The sequence below is a fragment of the Rahnella bonaserana genome (assembly GCF_019049675.1).
Classification (GTDB): Bacteria; Pseudomonadota; Gammaproteobacteria; order Enterobacterales; family Enterobacteriaceae; genus Rahnella; species Rahnella bonaserana.
The window spans coordinates 322137-339844 of the sequence record NZ_JAFMOW010000064.1 but is presented as its reverse complement, the minus strand read 5'-3'; the positions used below and the strand labels follow the sequence as shown (position 1 = coordinate 339844).

Sequence of the window (17708 nt, the reverse complement as noted above, 5' to 3'; positions counted from 1 at the left end):
ATTCAGATAATGGTTCAGCGAGCACGGGCCGGATTTTTCCAGCGTACATTGCTCAGGGTTACGGCCATCACTGACAGTAACGCCAGTGCGCCTGCCGGGGCGAAAACCGTCCAGCCCGCACGCTCGATATAAGGCATGCCTTCGGCCAGCACGCGTCCCCATTCAGGCACCGGCGGCGGAGCGCCAAGGCCAAGAAAACCCAGAGACGCCAGCGCCAGCGCGATGCCCGGTAAACGCAGCAATGCATGGCGCAGAAGCGGACCGGCAAGGGCGGGAAACACATAAAACACATTACGACGAAAAGCGCCGACGCCGGAAAACGTCAGCATCTGCATATAAGCCCGCGCGCGGATTTCTGCCACCCGCGCGGCTGTGTGAGCCGCCAGCGGTGCCCAGCTGACGGCAGTCACGGCAATAATGGCGCCTCCCGCCGTCGGGCGGCTAACGGCGGCAACCACTAATCCGGCGATCACCGGCGGCAGCGCATTCGCAACTTCAACCGGCCCGGTCATGGCGCGGGGAAACGCTCCGGCAATGAGGCCGATAGCCAGACAAATCAGCGAAACAATCAGCGCCTGAAAACAGGTATTGAGCGTACCGTGCGCCACACGGGCGAGAAGGTCGCGTCCCATGGCATCAGCGCCAAAAGGCAGGGCGAAAGAGGGCGGCTGTAACCGCAAATATTCCGATGCCAGCGGGTCGCGTGGCAAACCGGTGAAGACCATGACCAGCAGAATTCCCAAACATAACAGTGGGATCCACGGTCGGGATTTTTCCGTGGGATTGGAAGATACCGGAACCGGCAGCGCGTTCAGTCTTACGGCGCGCCCCAACAATACGATCCGCACCCCTCCGGTTAACATGCCAAAAAGAGACGCCAGCAACAGCAGGATCAAAACGCCGGTCTGTAAGGCCGGTAAATCTCCGGCTGCTGCGGCACCCAGCGTGGCGCGCCCCAGACCCGGGATCGCGAACACCTTTTCAACCGCCACCGCGCCGCCGGTCAGGGAAACCAGCACCAGTCCGGTCAGCGGCATTACGCCGGGCAGCGTCCGGCAGATAACCGCCAGCGCGGTATGACGGCGTTGAATACCCAGCACGCTCCAGGTCGTCAGCCAGTTTTCTTTAAAGGTTTCGCAGAGCGCATCGGAGTAAATTCGCCCGAGATATCCGCCCGCAGGAATCCCCAGTGCCAGCGAAGGCAGGACTGCGTAATGCCAGCCTTGCCAGCCATAAGGCGGAAAGAGGGAAAGCCAGACCGCACCCACAATCAGCAAAACAGACGCCAGTAAAAACTCCGGCAGGGCGGTGAACAGTGCTGCGGTAAACCCTGCCGGACGGGGCGTTCTGCCCTGTAATCCGCGCACCATCGTGCCTGCGCACAGCAGCAGTGCGAGAGTAAAGGCCACGCTGGCCGAGGATGCCATCAGCGTTAATGAAACGCCGGTTGCCTGCAACATACCGGGCAGAACCGGCAATCCAGAAACCCAGGACACACCGGCGTCGCCGTTCAGCAAACCGCTCAACCAGTGCGTCAGCGCGAACCAGGGGCCGTTGTCCAGCCCGAGCGACTGGCGGATAGCGCCCAGCGTTTCTGCAGTGGCTTCCTGCTCACCGGACCGTGCGCGCAGCAGCGACAGCGCCGGATCACTGCCCGACAGCCACGGCAGCAGACCGGTGAGCACGACGATCCCCGTCAGCGTCAGCAGGCGTGAAATCAGCGGCACCAGTGCGCCGCCGGTCTGACTCATGCGCAGACGGCTGACCCCCGCGCAGGTACGGCAATACAGGGATTCACTCATCAGTCGGCCTGAACCATGCGCTGCGTTGCTGCGTTGATCAGCGTGCGTTCACGCGGGTCGCGCACTGCGTCACGAATGTCCGCTGCTTCGCCCTGAATCACGCGTTCATGCAGCATCGGAATGGCGGCATCGGTTGCGAGGATCAGGTTTTCAGCCTGCATAATGGCCTCACGGCGCGCATTGCCTGCCGGAATGGCAGCGGCTTTTTGCAATGCCTGGTCGATTTCAGGGCGACACAGTTGCGCGATGTTAAAAGAACCTTTGCAGGCGAAATCGCTGTACATGTAGGCCACCGGATCGCCGGAGTCGAGCACCGTCGCCCGCGATAAAATAAACGCATCGAATTTGCCTGCCAGCGCATCCGATTCGATTTGTGAGTACTCACGTACGACCTGTTTCACCGTGAAGCCCGCCGACGTCAGTTGCTGTGCCAGATACACCGCCACTTCCGGCAGCTCCGCGCGGTCACTGAACGTCGCTAATGTGATGGTTTCACCGGCAGGTTTCGCGGCGGCAACCGGGTGGCTCACCGGCTGGCGCAGTTCTGCTGCCCACGGCAGCGCCGGGCCGAGCAATCCCTTGGCCACATCGGCACGTTTTTCGTAAACGTTATCCACCAGTTGCTGGCGGTTGATCGCGTCGCGTACGGCAGCCCGCATTGCCGCGTCCTGCATCACACCGGATTTCGTATTGAGATACAGCGTGTTGGTGCGAGGCATCGGCACTTCGTGGATTAAACGCTGGTCGAGCAACGGTGCCTGTGAAACCGGAATAGCTTCCACAATATCCGCTGCACCGGTGCGTAACGCGGCTCCCCGCGCGGTACCGTCCGGCACAAAACTGACGTCGATGCCGCTGGCTTTAGCCTGTTCCCCCCAGTAACCGGCGAAACGCTCGAGTCTGGCGCTGCTGGTGCCGTTGATCTGCACCAGTTCAAAGGGGCCGGAACCGGTGTGGCGCGGGTTCACCGTACCTTCCGCGCTGTAGGCTTTTTGTGAAAGGATGGCCAGTTGCGGGCTGGAAAGCCGCTGTGGCAGCAACGGATCGGGTTGCGCGGTGGTGACGATAACCGCCATCTGGCCATCGGCTTCAGCGGTCAGCTGCACACCATCCAGAATGCGCGGTTTCGGCGCAGCACTGGCGGCGACGGTCAGCGCATTCACCACGGTTGTTGCATCCAGCTCGCTGCCGTCGTGGAATTTCACGCCGGAACGCAGCTCGAAACGCCAGCGGTTATTGCCAGTTTGCTGCCAGTTGGTCGCCAGCGCCGGTTGCGCTTCGCCCAGTTTATCCAGTACCACCAGCGTTTCTGCCGTGCTCCAGCGCGAGAGTTTAAACGCATCGTCACTGAGCGGCGTCAGCGCCGAACGCGGCGGTTGTAACATCGCCAGTCGCAGGCGCTGATCGGCACTTTTTTCAGGGGTTTTATCGGCTTCATTGAAGCAACCGGTCAGTAAAAGCGCAGCAGAAAGCAGCCCGGCCAGCGGGCTTACATGTAACAGAGACATCAGAATTTCCTTGTCAGATTGCGGGAGGAGGCAGGCGGCGGCAGATTCGCCACATCGCCAGCGCACTTAAAAAGGGAACTGCCGCCAGTGCCAGCCACGGAATGACCGCAGCGGGTGATGGGGTTAGTGCGTTATCGAGCAGGCCGCCGAGAAGGAAATTGCCCACCAGCACCGCGATGCCGCCCATCGAAGAGAGCGCACCGTAATGCGCACCGAGATTATGTTGCCCGGCAAAGCGTGGGATCAGATCCATCCCGACCGGCACAATCAGCATCTGGCCGACAGTCAGCAGGGTGATCAGCAATAATGACGGCAGCAGCCGCAGCCAGCCCTGGGGCGGTATTGTCCAGGCGAACAGCGCCACAGCGACAAAAGCGGCGGAGAGCAATCCGAAGCCCGCAGGCAAAATCCGCGCGGCACCTGTCCGGCGGGCAAAACGCGCCAGCGGCATTTGCAGTACGATCACCAGAACCGACGCCAGCACAAAAAGTGGCCCCAAATCTTGCTCACTGCCGCCAGAACGGCGCAGTTCAACCGGCAGCGCCAGATACAACTGGTTGTAGCTGAACAGGTACGCACTGTAGGCGATGATAAAGGCGACAAAACGCGGCTGACGGAACGTCTCCCACCATGGCACAATTTTCAGTTCGGCGGCGCGTTTCGGCGAGGCGGGCAGGGTGAAAAACAGCACCAGCAGCGCAATCAGGAACAGACCGGAACCGGCGAGCGCCACCGGCTGAAAACCGTATCTGGAGAGCAACGAGCCGAGCAATGGCCCAAGTACCGCACCCAGTTCCGCACAGACAGCGGACAGCGCGAACCATTCGGCGCGGCTGCGTTTTCCGGATTTTTCGCTTTGGGTCCCTGCCTGCGCCAGCAGAGCTTCAATGGAAGGGGAAAACAGCGCGCCGCCGACACCGGTCAGGCACGCACCAAGGATCACCGGTGCCAGCGTGTCGGAAAGTCCAAGCAGCAAGAAACCGGCGATGCGCACCACGCAACCGAGCAGAATAATGAGACGTGCTCCGTAGCGATCGGACAACGCGCCGCCGAGTAAAAACATCCCTTGTTGTGAGAACGTGCGCAGACCCAGCACCAGCCCGATCGCCCAGCCGGAAAGCAGTAAATCATCGCGAAGAAAAATCGCCAGAAATGGCACGACAGCATAAAAGCCAATATTAAACACCAGGCTGCTGGCGAGCAGCAGCGGCGGTTTGGGCGCAGAAGCGCGCGCAATAAATCGGGTCAGCATCCGGTTATCCGTTAACGGTCAAAGGTAAATGAGGTATGGCCTGCAGCAGCTGCCGCGTATGAGTATGGTCCGGCGAACGCAAAACGTCCTGCGTGGCGCGGTCTTCTACAATCTCACCGCCGTGCATCACCAGCAGACGGTCGCATAAACCGGCGACCATCGAAATATCATGTGTCACCATCAGCAGGCCCATGCCATTTTGCTGCGTCACCTGTTGCAGCAGCTGTTTAACCTGCGCACGCAGCGGCAGATCCAGCCCGCTGACCGGCTCGTCAGCCACCAGAAATTGCGGGCGGATCGCCAGCGCACGGGCAATCGCCACACGCTGCGCCTGTCCGCCGGAAAGCTCGCCTGCCGTCCGGGAGGGGAGAGTGTCGCTGAGACTCACCTGCGCCATCACATCGCTGACCCGCAAACGAATATCGCCTTCAAATCCGAGATGTTTGAGCGGTTCAGCAATAATCTGACCGATCGTCTGCGCAGGAGGCAGTGAGCCTGCAGGATCCTGCGGAATATACTGCACACGCTGGCGGTATTCGCGTAATGACCGCAAGGAGCCGGGGCGGATTTTTTCTCCGGTGCAATACACCTCGCCGTTGTCTGGCGCTTCGAGTGCCAGCAAAATTTTCAGCAGCGAAGATTTCCCGCAACCGGAAGCACCGACCAGCCCAAGGGTTTCATGGCCAGCGATGCGCAGCGACAGACCTTCGAAAAGCGTCGTGTGCTGCCTGCGCCAGAAAGAACCCGGCAGCGCAAAATGCCGGCTGACCTTATGCAGATGCAGAAACGGGGCAGTGACCAGATGCAGTGAAGATTCCATCAGACCGTCACTCCTCGCAGCGCTGCGTGATTCTGATGCGACGCGTCGGCCTGTCTGGCAGCGTGCACCAGTTGCCGGGAATAAGGATGTTGCGGATGACGGAGTAACTGCGCCATCGGCGCGGATTCCACCAGCACGCCGTTTTCCATCACCAGCGCGCGCTCGCATAACTGCGCGGCGACGGCGATATCGTGGGTAATAAACAGCAGAGCGCGCGTAGGGCTGGCAGAATAGGCTGTTTGCATGACCTGCAAAACCTGATGCTGGGTGAGTACATCCAGCGCGGTAGTCGGCTCGTCGGCGAGCAGCAGCGAAGACGACGACTGCATCGCCAGCGCAAGACACAACCGCTGGCGCTGACCACCGGAAAGTTCCGCCGGATACCTGGCCATTAATTGCGCGATATCGCCAAGTCCTACGGCATCCAGCATGGCGAGGAGTTCTTGGACGCTGGCGACGGGCAGGGCGAGACGCAGCTGTTTACCGATTGTCATCAGCGGATTCAGTGCCGTAGACGAATCCTGAAAAACGGTGGCCACGCGGCTGTATGAGCAACGTGAAACCGGCGGTTTGCCGCACACTTCCAGGCCGTTCACCCGAATGCTGCCACGGAGATCTGCGCGTGCGGGCGCTGTGCCGGTGATGGCTTTGGCGGTCAGCGATTTACCCGAGCCGGAAGCGCCGAGCAGGCAAACGCGTTCACCTGCGTTGATGTTGAAACTCAAACCGGAAATACGATTTTCACCCGCGAGCCATAACGTCAGTCCTTCAACCGCCAGAACCGGTGCGGTGTGTTGTGCTCTGTCTTGCGTCATCCCTGAACCTGTCCATTACAGTGGTTTTTTTGATATGTGATAACATAACAAAATGTGTCAATTTGATGCAAAAGGATTTTTGTTTTTTTCTCCGTCTTCTTCCTCCTTCCTGCATTTTTTTGCCCGTTGCAAAAACAACAGGGCAAAAAAGTCCTCCACCTGCACAACCCTGAGCAACAGCCTTTCAGATGCTGAATGTTAGGTTAAACGCATCTTTTTTCGGCCGCCTTCCGTAAGCCGGCAACCTGAGTAAAGGTGTTGAAATAATGGCGAGTTATTTTTTCTCCAGCCCGCGCGTGTACTTTGGCGACGGTGCCCTCACGGCATTAAACAGTCTGATCAATAAGAGAGTGGCGATTGTCACCGATGAATTTATGGTGACGTCAGGCAAGGTCGCGTATCTGACGGAACAGATGCCGCAGGCCACGATATCAGTGTATGGCAAGGTCAGGCCGGATCCGGACACAGACATTTTGCAGGAAGGCGCGGCAAAGTTTAAAGCCTTCCGGCCGCAGGTGATTATTGCTCTGGGCGGCGGGTCTTCGCTGGATGCTGCCAAAGGCATCAAAGTGACGCTGGAAGATCACTATCAGCAGAGCGATTCTGAGCAACAGAACATCGAACTGATTGCCATTCCAACGACCAGCGGTTCCGGTTCGGAAGTGACGTCATATGCGATTATTTCTGACCCGCAGAATGGCCGCAAATACCCGCTGGTTTCGCAGGCACTGGTGCCGGATACCGCCATTCTTGATCCGCAACTGGTGCTGAGTGTACCGCGACATATCGCGGTGGATACCGGAATGGACGTGCTGACTCATGCCATCGAAGCACTGGTTTCAACCGGCGCTAATGATTTCAGTGATGCGCTGGCCGAAAAAGCCATCGCCCTGACGTGGCAGCATTTGCCGCAGATTTATGAGGATGATAAAAACGTCGCGGCGCGGACTCATATGCATAATGCTTCCTGTATGGCGGGCATGGCGTTTAACTCGGCCGGCCTTGGGCTGGTGCATGGCATGGCACACGCCATCGGCGGGATGTTGCATATTCCTCATGGTAAAATTAATGCCATGTTGTTGCCATTAATCACCGAATTTAACGCCGCGCATGCCTCGCCCGAAACGACCCGCCGTTACTGTCAGTGCGCACGCATTCTTGGCATCGCAACTGCTGATCCACAAGACATGATCTCCCAACTGGTGCAGAGCCTCCGCCAGCTCAACCGGCAGTTTGGTATTCCCTGCAGCTTAAAAGAACTCGGCACAGATCTGGCAGCATATGAAACGATGCGCCCCTTGCTGACACAGGCCGTGCTGGCCGATGGTTGCACGGCTTCCAACCCCTATACGCCTTGTGCGCAGAGCATTGATCTGCTGCTTTCCTGCATCGCTGAAACCGGCGAATACCGTGCACCGAAGTTTGCCGTGCCGGTGGGTATTTCTAACCGCCACGTGCATTTATGCCGTGAAGATATGGATGTGCTGTTCGGATATGGCTCGACACTGACTCGCCTGAAAGCGGTTAAACAGCCCGGCCAGTTTGCCGCTGAAGAGACCGTTACCTTACGCACGCCCAAAGGTGATATCCCCAATGTACGGGTACTTGGGCCGCTGCGCAGCGTCACGCAGATTGAAATTTCTGTGGCCGACAGTTTTGTGCTGGGCGTGAAAGCGCCGGTGAGAATGTCGGGTGATCTGGAAAATTCGCCGGGCATTGAGCTGGTCGGGCCGAAAGGAAGGGTCAGCAAACCGTACGGCACAATTGTGGCCTGGCGGCACATTCATATCTCACCGCAGGAAGCACAGCGCCACGGTTTACGCGATGGCATGGAAATCGATTTGCAGGCAGAGGGCCAGCGGGCAGGAGTTCTCAGCCATGTGATGGTGCGGGTCAGCACTGATGCGGTAGCAGAATTACATATCGATGTAGAAGAAGCCAACGGCCTGGGGCTGCGCAATGGCGACCTGCTGTTTCGTACCAGTAACGGATCGCGCCCATGAATACGCCGGAGCTTCAGCGTTTGTCACGGCTGATAGATAAGTCGATTGCCGAGCTGCTGGTGCGCAAACGTGCGGCACGCAATGCAGGATGTAAAACCGTGCGCGTGGTGATCACCGGCAGCGACCTGACGGCTTTGCCACAGACTCTGAAAAGCCTGCAGGCACTGGAGGCTGCCGGTTATGTACTCCGGGTGATGTTCTCGCTCAGCGCCGGACAGTCCGGGTTGAAATCTGCATTACTCTCTGAAATTAAAGCCTTTAGCGACGACGATGAACGGTTATCGCTGACCGACGACAGTCTGTATTTGCCGGCGCTTTCCACCAACAGCCTGAGCAAAATTGCGCTCGGTTTACGCGATAACCTCGCTACGACACAGGTTTTCCACGCCCTCAGCATAAAAACGCCGGTAATTGTCACACTCAATCCTGAACTTCTGCATCCGAGTGATAGCGCATTTTCGCTGCCGCTACAGGCCCGGCTGAATGATTATGTCGATACGCTCAGGCAATACGGCATTGCGATAAAGGGCCGTGAAGATAATGCCTACCAAAAGCGACTGATCACCCTGAATGATATTCGTCTTTATCACACTGGCGACTCGCTGCGAATCGGTCGTAACACGCTGATTACGCCTGCTGCGCAAGATGAAATTCGCCGACAGAACATCACCGTGATCCGGTGAACCGGAGGAATTATGTATCTGGCAAAAGTGACCGGCGCGCTGGTCTCGACCACCAAACACGTCTCGTTAAACGGGGCCAAATTACTGATGGTTGCGCGGCTGGATGAGCATTACCAGCCCACCGGCAGCGCCCAGGTGGCGGTGGATTTCGTCGGGGCAGGCAATGGCGAAATCGTCATTATCTCCACCGGCAGTTCGGCGCGCATGAGCAACAGCAAAGAGCATTCTGTGATTGATGCTGCCGTGGTTGGCATCGTCGATCCGCAAGATCTCTCTTAAGGAAACGCTATGTCTGAACAACTCGATGGCTGGATCAGCGCGGCGATTGCAGCGCAGGGAAAGGGTTCCCGGCACAGGTTGAGCATGGACGACGCTGCTTTGCTGGCGCGGTTTGCCGCCGAAGAAGCGCTGAATATTGGCGTGCCGATGGTGTTCAGCCTGGCGGATGCCAGCGGCCATCAGCGCTATTTCTTCAGCATGGAGAACGCATTGCTGATCAGCCACCAGCTTGCGCCGGAAAAAGCCCATACCGCCGTGGCGCTCAAAATGCCCACTCTTGAACTCGCTGCGCTGATACAGCCGGGTGCAGCGCTATACGGCCTGCAACATCAGAACGGAATTTGCTGCATTGGTGGCGGGTTGCCGTGCTGGTCGGAAGGTATTTTGCTTGGCGGGATTGGTATCAGCGGCGGCACGGTTGAACAAGATCTGGCAGTCGCACGTAACACACTTACCCGCTTCAGCGCCGCACGTTTTGTACTCACAACAGGAAATGATTAACAGGGGTCAACATGTCCTTCGGTTCACTGGTATTAGTTATTAACTGCGGGTCATCCTCGCTGAAATTTTCGCTGATCCCGTCTGATTCAGGCGCGCCGGTGCTGTCGGGGCTGGCTGAAAGGCTTGGGCTGGATAACGCCAGCATGACGCTGAAAGACACTCACGGACAGAAGACCACGGTAGTGCTGAGCGAAGCCAGCCACGTTTGCGCGCTGAAAGTGTTGTTCAGGGAACTGGCAGAACGCCAGTGGTTGCCTGCGGTACAGGCTATCGGACATCGTGTCGCCCACGGCGGCAATGAATTCAAACAATCGGTTCGCATCACGCCGGGGGTCATCGAAAAAATTCATGCGCTGTCGGCGCTGGCGCCTCTGCATAACCCGGCGAATCTGACCGGCATCGAAGCGGCCATCTCACTGCTGCCTCAGGTGCCACAGGTCGCGGTGTTTGATACCGCGTTTCATCAGACGCTGCCAGCAGCGGCTTATACCTACGCCATTCCGCTGGAATATCAGCAACGCTATCAGGTACGCCGTTACGGATTTCATGGCACGTCGCATCGTTATATTGCCGGTGAAGCGCTGACAATGTTGGATCTTGACCCGGCCGATCACGGCATTCTGATTGCCCATCTTGGTAACGGTTCTTCGGTATGTGCGGTGCAAAACGGCCGCAGCGTGGATACCTCAATGGGTATGACGCCACTGGAAGGGCTGGTTATGGGTACACGTTGTGGCGATCTGGATTTTGGAGCAGCGGCGCATATTGCAACCTGTACCGGTCAGAGTATCGATGCGTTGTACAAAATGGTGAATAACCAGTCCGGGTTGCTCGGATTATCAGGAATATCCAGCGACTGCCGTACCTTACAGGATGCGCGCGGGCAGGGAGATGCAAGGGCTACGCTGGCGATAGATGTGATGGTTCACCGTCTGGCGCGCCATCTGGGGGCGCATCTGACCTCACTGAAACGCCTCGATGCGCTGATTTTTACCGGGGGCATTGGCGAAAATTCGGCGCTGATCCGCGAACTGACGCTCGATCGTCTTGGCGTGCTGGGGATGAAACTGGACGTGCAAAAAAATCAGCACACCTGCGGCGGTCGCACGGGCGTCATCTCATTACCAGGTTCCCCGCGCGTAGTCGTGATCCCGACCAATGAAGAAAAAATGATCGCGCTGGATGCGGTCGAGATTTGCACCGCCCAGACGGTGAATTAATTAAAAAGAAAACAAAGAGATTTTATTGTCCGGTTGCCGGATGAAATAACAAGAAAGTCCGGCTGGCGGGCAAAACATTTTGTCCTGAAGTCCTTATTATCATTGTGCGTGAATAGTTTACCAGCAGGATATAAGTGCGCGGATTTTTGGCCGGCGTTAATAACCCTGCATTAATTAATTTCCCAACTCAATATCAGAGGTCGTTATGCAACAAGAAGCGTTAGGTATGGTTGAAACAAAAGGTCTGGTTTCTGCAATTGAAGCCGCAGATACCATGGTGAAATCTGCCAATGTTACTCTGGTAGGTTATGAAAAAATCGGTTCCGGGCTGGTCACTGTCATGGTGCGCGGCGATGTCGGTGCAGTGAAAGCGGCGACGGATGCCGGTTCTGCAGCGGCCCTCAAAGTGGGCGAACTGGTATCTGTACATGTTATTCCTCGCCCGCATATTGAAGTTGAAAAAATTCTGCCTAAAGCCGTCGGCTAATAAAGGTCAGTTAACAGTTGTCGGTTAATAACCCCAGAGGATACTGACCATGAGAGATAATCTTGTTGAGCAGATTATATCTGAAGTAGTGAATAAACAGACCAGCGACAATGCCAGGGATAAAAAATCCGCCAGTATTGCCGGTTGCGGTTTAACGGAATTTGTCGGCACCACGCTCGGACATACTATTGGTCTGGTTATTGCCAATGTCGATCATCAGTTACATGACGTCATGAATATCGACAAGAAATATCGCTCTATTGGTATTCTTGGGGCGCGAACCGGTGCGGGTCCACATATATTTGCGGCTGATGAAGCAGTGAAAGCCACCAACAGCGAAATATTATCGGTGGAACTGGCGCGTGATACGGAAGGCGGCGGCGGACACGGATGTTTAATTATTTTTGGTGCTACTGATGTGTCCGATGTCCGCCGTGCTATTGAAGTGGCGCTGTCAGAGATTGAACGCACGATGGGCGATGTTTACGGCTCTCCGGCCGGTCATCTTGAATTCCAGTACACAGCACGTGCCAGTTTTGCGCTGAATAAAGCTTTCGGTGCGCCGGTCGGTAAAGCCTTTGGCATGACTTGTGCGTCACCTGCGGCCATCGGCGTGGTGATTGCCGATGTGGCGGCCAAATCGGCGGTGATCGAGCCGGTAGGTTACGCCAGCCCGTCGAAAGGCACCAGTTTTAGCAACGAAGTCATTTTCACCTTTGCCGGTGATTCAGGTGCGGTGCGACAGGCCGTGATTGCGGCGCGTGAAGTCGGGCTGCAACTGCTTGCCACGCTGGATCCGACGCCTATCAGTTCTACCACTAAACCTTATATTTAAGGGTTAACCTGGCGAAGCGACGTGAAGTAAGGAATTAACAGCATGAATGATATTGAAATTGCTCAGGCGGTCTCCAACGTGCTGAGCAGGTTTACCAAAACAACGTCAGATCCGGCGCCTGAGGCTGTGTCTGAAGTCGCGCAGGCAACGGGCGGTGATACGATCGACGCCATTGTTGCCAGAGCGCTGGCGCAGGCTCCTTATAAAACCCCGACAACGGCCGTGCAGTCACCAGCGAGCGAGGCAGGCAAAGGTGCGTTCGCTTCAATGGATGAGGCGATTGCGGCGGCAGTGCTGGCGCAGGTTAAGTATCGCCACTGTTCAATGCAGGATCGGGCGACGTTTGTTCAGGGCATCCGCGATGTTTTCCTGCAGGACGCCGTTTTGCAGGATATTTCCCGAATGGCGGTTGAAGAAACCGGCATGGGCAATTACGCCGACAAGCTGATCAAAAACCGTGTGGCGGCGCAGAAAACGCCCGGTCTGGAAGACCTCATCACCGGCGCGCTGAGTGGCGACAGCGGTCTGACACTGACGGAGTTCTCTGCTTACGGTGTTATCGGTTCAATCACGCCGACCACCAATCCGACAGAAACCATCATCAACAACAGTATCGGTATGCTGGCGGCAGGCAATTCCGTGGTATTCAGCCCGCATCCGCGCTCCCGCAACGTTTCTTTATACTGTGTTGAACTGATTAACCAGAAACTCGCCGTCCTGGGCGCACCGGCTAATCTGGTGGTGACGGTCACGCAACCTTCCCTCGACAACACCCGCGTGCTGATCAACGACCCGCGCATCAATATGCTGGTGGCGACCGGCGGTCCGGCGATTGTGAAAACGGTAATGTCATCCGGTAAAAAAGCGATTGGTGCCGGTGCAGGCAATCCGCCCGCAGTGGTGGATGAAACCGCCGATATTGAAAAGGCGGCCCGCGACATCATTCGCGGATGTAGCTTCGATAATAATTTGCCGTGCGTGGCTGAAAAAGAAGTGATTGTCGTCAATCAGGTAGCGGATTATCTGATCCATTGCATGAAAAAAAGCGGTGGCTATTTACTGTGTGACAAACAACTTATCCGCCAGCTGGAATCTCTGGTGCTGAACGAAAAAGGCTCCGGTCCTGACACCGCTTTTGTTGGCAAAGATGCTCGCTATATCCTGCAACAACTGGGCGTTAGTGCGCCGGAAGACACAAAAGTGATTTTAGTTGAAACCGGGAAAAATCATCCGTTTGTGGTGCATGAACTGATGATGCCGGTGCTGCCGGTGGTTCGGGTCGATAACGTGGATGAAGCCATTGAATTGGCGGTTCAGGTCGAGCACGGCAACCGCCATACTGCCATCATGCATTCAACCAACGTCGAAAAGCTGACCAAAATGGCCCGGCAGATCCAGACTACGATTTTCGTCAAAAACGGGCCTTCTTATGCCGGGCTGGGTGTCGGCGGCGAAGGGCATGCCACCTTTACCATTGCCGGACCTACCGGAGAAGGGCTGACGTCAGCGCGTTCATTTGCCAGAACACGTCGCTGCGTAATGGTCGAGGCCCTTAACGTCAGATAAGGAGCGTCGATGAAAAAACGCATTATTAATGCGCCGGGCCCGGACATCGTGGCGATGATAAAACGCAGAATGCCAGGGGAATTTCGTTCAAGGCTTGATCTTATCCGTATCGATGCGATTGGCATGATTATGTTGCCGGTGCCGGACCTGTATTTTTACGCAGATGCCGCCAGTAAAAGCGCCAATGTGGTGGTCTCTGAAATATTCGGCAGTTGTCCGCAACATATTACGACGCTGGCTATTTTTGGCGAAGTCGCCGCGGTAAATGAAGCCATGCGAATAATAGAAGACGACAACAATAATAGCGCTTTCTGATTATCCGCTAATAAAACCTATTACTGCCGTAAGGTTAATTCACTAATTTCTGGAGTTATACTATGTTAGAGAAAGGTTTTTCTAATCCGACCGAACGTGTTGTCAGACTCAAGAATATGATCCTGCATGCTAAACCTTATGTTGAATCGGAACGCGCAGTATTAGCGACGCAGGCTTATAAAGAAAACGAACAACTTCCCGCTATTATGCGTCGGGCGCGCGTGGTCGAGAAAATATTCAATGAGCTGCCGGTGACTATTCGTCCTGACGAGTTGATTGTTGGCGCGGTGACGATTAATCCGCGCTCTACTGAAATCTGTCCTGAATTCTCTTACGACTGGGTAGAAAAAGAATTTAATACCATGGAACACCGGGTCGCCGACCCGTTTATTATCCCGAAAAAAACGGCTGATGATTTGCATGAGGCGTTTAAATACTGGCCGGGAAAAACCACCAGTTCACTGGCGGCATCTTATATGTCGGAAGGCACCAAAGAAAGTATGGCCAGCGGCGTATTTACCGTCGGCAACTATTTCTATGGTGGTGTCGGCCATGTCAGTGTGGATTACGGCAAAATACTGAAAATCGGCTTCCGAGGTATTATTAACCTGGTGACCCGTCAGCTGGAAGCTCTGGACCGTTCCGAACCTGGATATATTAAAAAAGAACAATTCTACAATGCCGTGATTATCAGCTATCAGGCGGCAATCAATTTTGCGCATCGCTATGCGCAGGAAGCGACACGTCTTGCGCAGCTGGAAAGTAATCCAACGCGTAAGCGTGAGCTGGAACAAATTGCGCAGAACTGTACGCGTGTGCCGGAAAACGGCGCCAGCAATTTCTGGGAAGCTTGTCAGACCTTCTGGTTCCTGCAAAGTATGCTGCAGATAGAATCGAGTGGTCACTCCATTTCCCCGGGGCGTTTCGATCAGTACATGTACCCGTATCTCGCCGCTGATACTTCCATCTCGAAAGAATTCGCGCAGGAGCTGGTGGATTGCTGCTGGATAAAGCTTAACGACATCAACAAAACCCGCGATGAAATTTCCGCACAGGCATTTGCCGGTTACGCCGTGTTCCAGAACTTGTGCGTCGGTGGTCAGACTGAAGATGGCCGCGATGCCACCAACCCGCTGACCTACATGTGTATGGAAGCTACTGCACATGTGCGTCTCCCGCAACCGTCATTTTCCATCCGTGTCTGGCAGGGTACGCCGGACGAATTCCTGTTCCGTGCCTGCGAACTGGTGCGTATGGGGCTGGGCGTACCGGCAATGTACAACGATGAGGTGATTATACCTGCGCTGCAAAACCGTGGTGTTTCTCTGCACGATGCCCGTGACTATTGCATTATCGGTTGCGTCGAACCACAGGCACCGCACCGCACTGAGGGCTGGCACGATGCGGCATTCTTCAATGTGGCGAAGGTGCTGGAAATCACCCTCAACAATGGCCGCGTAGGCAGTAAACAATTAGGACCGGTGACCGGCGAAATGACCGGATACGCCAGCATTGATGATTTCTTTACGGCCTTCAAAAAACAGATGGCGCACTTTGTACATCAACTGGTGGAAGCCTGTAACAGCGTCGATATCGCCCACGGCGAACGTTGCCCGTTACCGTTCCTTTCCGCGCTGGTGGATGACTGTATCGGTCGCGGTAAATCGTTGCAGGATGGCGGCGCAATCTACAACTTTACCGGCCCGCAGGCCTTTGGTATCGCTGACACCGGGGATTCCGTCTACGCCATCCAAAAGCAAGTCTTTGAAGACCGCAAACTCTCAATGACTGAGTTGAAAAACGCGCTGGACGCTAACTTTGGTCATGACATCGGCAACGCTCCTCATGCGACAGGCGGTAAGTCATCGCTCGGAGAGCAGGAAATCCATGAGATGGTGAAACGCATCATCAGTCAGCATGGTTCTCTCGATCCGGCCGCGATTAAAAATGAAGTTTACCGTCAGCTTGCCAGCAGCACTTCTGCGGCTCCGGCTGGCAATAACCCGCGCTTTGAAGAGATCCGCCACATTCTGGAAAACTCACCGTGCTTTGGTAACGACATCGACGAAGTGGATTTGGTTGCGCGTAAATGTGCGCTGATTTACTGCCAGGAAGTTGAAAAATACACCAACCCGCGTGGCGGCCAGTTCCAGGCCGGGATCTATCCGGTGTCGGCTAACGTGTTGTTCGGCAAAGACGTGGCAGCACTGCCGGACGGACGCATGGCGAAAGAACCCCTGGCTGACGGTGTATCACCGCGTCAGGGCAAAGATACACAGGGGCCGACGGCAGCGGCTAACTCGGTGGCTAAGCTCGATCACTTCATTGCCTCTAATGGCACGCTGTACAACCAGAAATTCCTGCCGTCTTCACTGGCCGGAGAACAAGGGTTGCGGCATTTCAGCGGGCTGGTGCGCAATTACTTTGATAAAAAGGGTATGCACGTCCAGTTCAACGTCATTGACCGTAACACCCTGATAGAAGCGCAGAACAACCCGCAACAACATCAGGATCTGGTGGTGCGCGTCGCAGGATACAGTGCGCAGTTTGTGGTACTGGCGAAAGAAGTGCAGGACGACATTATCAGCCGTACAGAACAGCAATTCTGATCAGCTAACTTCACGGGCTATGTAGCAATACATAGCCCGTTTTTTAAATAACCTGTGGCGCTGATAGCGGGTCAATTTTATGAATAAAGTCGATTACGAGATGGAAGGCGTGCTGTTTAATATTCAGCGCTATTCTTTGCATGACGGACCAGGGATCCGCACCATTCCTTTTTTTAAAGGTTGTCCACTGTCATGCAAATGGTGCAGTAACCCGGAATCACAACGTCCTCAGCCGGAGTTAATTTTTAAAAAGAGCGATTGTATTCGCTGTGGCAAATGTATTGAGGTATGCAAGCAGCAGGCATTATCGATCAGTAACGCTTTCTTTATTGATCGTGAACGTTGTATTCAGTGCGGCGAATGTACACAGGTCTGTCCGACACAGGCTCTGGAAATGAAAGGTAAACGCATGACGGTCGCTGATGTTATGCGGGAATTACAAAAGGAAGAAAATCTCTACCGGCGTTCAGGCGGCGGCATCACGCTTTCCGGCGGTGAACCGCTGGCGCAGCCTGCATTTGCCCGCGAACTGCTTAAAGCCTGTAAGGAAAAGGGCTGGCACACGGCCATGGAAACCACCGGTTTTACCACGCCGGAGGTGATTGCTGATGTATTCCCTTACGTTGACCTGGCGCTTACCGATATTAAAGCGATCAATCCGGCCATTCATCTGGCTAATACTGGAATTGACAACAGTCAAATACTGGAGAATTTGCTGCGTATTTCATTCCTGACCAAAACCATTGTGCGTATCCCGGTGATCCCTGGCGTGAATGATAATCCAGATGAAATACACAATATCGCGGAATTTGCGCGGCTGATGTCAAACGTCGATACCTTGCATTTATTGCCTTATCACTCTTTTGGCGAAAATAAGTATGGCCTGCTGGGGCGTATTTATCCGATGGGTGAAGCAGAAAGTATTGCCGAATCGAAAATGGAATTATTAAAAAAAGAAGTTGAGTCGTCTGGTTTTCATTGCCACATCGGCGGCTGAGTTTCCGTTGAGGAAA

The 17708-nt window shown here is 55.3% G+C and carries 16 protein-coding genes; 11 read left to right on the top strand and 5 right to left on the bottom strand.

Annotated features, from left to right (window positions below; genetic code table 11):
- Positions 1–14: 14 nt before the first annotated feature.
- Genes J1778_RS15595 through J1778_RS15575 form a run of 5 tightly spaced genes read right to left on the bottom strand, consistent with a single transcriptional unit; the run spans position 15 to position 6197 of the window.
- On the bottom strand, positions 15–1802 hold the full coding sequence (locus J1778_RS15595) for an ABC transporter permease subunit (RefSeq protein WP_217173943.1): 1788 nt from the start codon (positions 1800–1802) through the stop codon (positions 15–17).
- Entirely contained in the window at positions 1802–3310 is a 1509-nt protein-coding gene (locus J1778_RS15590; protein WP_217173942.1) for an ABC transporter substrate-binding protein, read from the bottom strand. The genes J1778_RS15595 and J1778_RS15590 overlap by 1 nt, the downstream gene beginning before the upstream one ends.
- A gap of 13 nt (positions 3311–3323) precedes the next feature.
- Positions 3324–4562, bottom strand: a complete 1239-nt coding sequence (locus J1778_RS15585) for an MFS transporter (RefSeq protein WP_217173941.1) — start codon at positions 4560–4562, stop codon at positions 3324–3326.
- A 4-nt stretch (positions 4563–4566) separates the two neighbouring features.
- Positions 4567–5382, bottom strand: a complete 816-nt coding sequence (locus J1778_RS15580) for an ABC transporter ATP-binding protein (protein ID WP_217173940.1) — start codon at positions 5380–5382, stop codon at positions 4567–4569.
- Positions 5382–6197 (bottom strand): ATP-binding cassette domain-containing protein, encoded by an 816-nt coding sequence (locus J1778_RS15575; protein WP_217173939.1) that lies wholly within the window; start codon positions 6195–6197, stop codon positions 5382–5384. The genes J1778_RS15580 and J1778_RS15575 overlap by 1 nt, the downstream gene beginning before the upstream one ends.
- A 266-nt stretch (positions 6198–6463) precedes the next feature.
- Between J1778_RS15575 and pduL the strand changes: the two genes are divergently transcribed.
- The 11 genes from pduL to J1778_RS15520 all read left to right on the top strand — a co-directional run bounded on the left by pduL (position 6464) and on the right by J1778_RS15520 (position 17692).
- Positions 6464–8200: a phosphate propanoyltransferase gene (gene pduL, locus J1778_RS24740; protein ID WP_274388773.1), complete on the top strand. Its 1737-nt coding sequence runs from the start codon at positions 6464–6466 to the stop codon at positions 8198–8200.
- Entirely contained in the window at positions 8197–8883 is a 687-nt protein-coding gene (locus J1778_RS15565; RefSeq protein ID WP_238484740.1) for a flavoprotein, read from the top strand. The genes pduL and J1778_RS15565 overlap by 4 nt, the downstream gene beginning before the upstream one ends.
- Before the next feature lie 12 nt (positions 8884–8895).
- Entirely contained in the window at positions 8896–9162 is a 267-nt protein-coding gene (gene grpN / locus J1778_RS15560; RefSeq protein ID WP_112289088.1) for a microcompartment shell vertex protein GrpN, read from the top strand.
- 9 nt (positions 9163–9171) lie between these two features.
- Positions 9172–9663 carry a GlcG/HbpS family heme-binding protein gene (locus tag J1778_RS15555; protein ID WP_217173938.1) on the top strand — a complete coding sequence of 164 codons (492 nt, stop codon included), beginning with the start codon at positions 9172–9174 and terminating at the stop codon, positions 9661–9663.
- Positions 9664–9674: 11 nt separating this feature from the next.
- Positions 9675–10883, top strand: a complete 1209-nt coding sequence (tdcD, locus tag J1778_RS15550) for a propionate kinase (RefSeq protein WP_217173937.1) — start codon at positions 9675–9677, stop codon at positions 10881–10883.
- 205 nt (positions 10884–11088) lie between these two features.
- On the top strand, positions 11089–11370 hold the full coding sequence (grpH, locus tag J1778_RS15545) for a propanediol utilization system shell hexameric protein GrpH (RefSeq protein WP_095925478.1): 282 nt from the start codon (positions 11089–11091) through the stop codon (positions 11368–11370).
- A gap of 49 nt (positions 11371–11419) precedes the next feature.
- The gene (gene pduB, locus J1778_RS15540) at positions 11420–12205 is read left to right on the top strand and encodes a propanediol utilization microcompartment protein PduB (protein WP_217173936.1); all 786 of its coding nucleotides are present in this window, start codon (positions 11420–11422) and stop codon (positions 12203–12205) included.
- A gap of 42 nt (positions 12206–12247) precedes the next feature.
- Entirely contained in the window at positions 12248–13771 is a 1524-nt protein-coding gene (locus J1778_RS15535; RefSeq protein WP_217173935.1) for an aldehyde dehydrogenase family protein, read from the top strand.
- Positions 13772–13780: 9 nt separating this feature from the next.
- Positions 13781–14086: a BMC domain-containing protein gene (locus J1778_RS15530; RefSeq protein WP_217173934.1), complete on the top strand. Its 306-nt coding sequence runs from the start codon at positions 13781–13783 to the stop codon at positions 14084–14086.
- A gap of 62 nt (positions 14087–14148) precedes the next feature.
- Positions 14149–16695: a glycyl radical diol dehydratase GrpM gene (gene grpM, locus J1778_RS15525; protein ID WP_217173933.1), complete on the top strand. Its 2547-nt coding sequence runs from the start codon at positions 14149–14151 to the stop codon at positions 16693–16695.
- Positions 16696–16774: 79 nt separating this feature from the next.
- Positions 16775–17692 (top strand): glycyl-radical enzyme activating protein, encoded by a 918-nt coding sequence (locus J1778_RS15520; RefSeq protein WP_217173932.1) that lies wholly within the window; start codon positions 16775–16777, stop codon positions 17690–17692.
- The last annotated feature ends 16 nt before the right edge of the window (positions 17693–17708 follow it).